Genomic DNA, 474 nt, shown 5'->3' with positions numbered 1-474 from the left:
GTCGTAGGGGTCGAGGAGGGGCTGCGACCGCGGATCGGCCACCGCGGCGGCTCCGACGGCGCACGCCACGGAGAGCGCTTCGGCGGCGGATGCCCCGGAGGCGAGGCCGATCGTCAGCGCGGCGCAGAACGCATCACCCGCGCCGACCGTGTTCTCCACCGTCGTCTTCACGGCAGGGGCCGCGGCGACTTCGACACCGCCCTCGAACAGCTTCGCCCCGTCGCCGCCGTAGGTGACGGCGACCCGAGCGGCCGTGCGGAGGGCGGGGATGAGAGCGTACTCCGTCTCGTTGACGATGATGAGGTCCGCGCGTCGCAGCACCGCGTCCGGCAGTTCGCGGGCCGGCGCCGCGTTCACCGCGAGGTATCCGCGCGCCCGCGCGGCCAGCTCGACCACGAGGTCCATGGAGATCTCCAGCTGCGCGAGCACCGCCTCGCCCTCGGCGAACTCGACGCCGTCGAGGGAGACCTCCCC

1 protein-coding gene is annotated in these 474 nt (G+C 73.8%); it reads right to left on the bottom strand.

The genetic code is table 11. The annotated features are described in order from the left end of the window. Positions 1-474 (bottom strand): PfkB family carbohydrate kinase (locus LC490_RS24270; RefSeq protein ID WP_223621907.1); only part of this gene is annotated, 474 nt, incomplete at both ends.

The organism is Lysobacter sp. ESA13C (genome assembly GCF_019970005.1).
Classification (GTDB): Bacteria; Pseudomonadota; Gammaproteobacteria; order Xanthomonadales; family Xanthomonadaceae; genus Lysobacter; species Lysobacter antibioticus_B.
The sequence above is the reverse complement of the archived record's forward strand: the minus strand, read 5'-3'. Positions and strand labels throughout refer to the sequence as shown.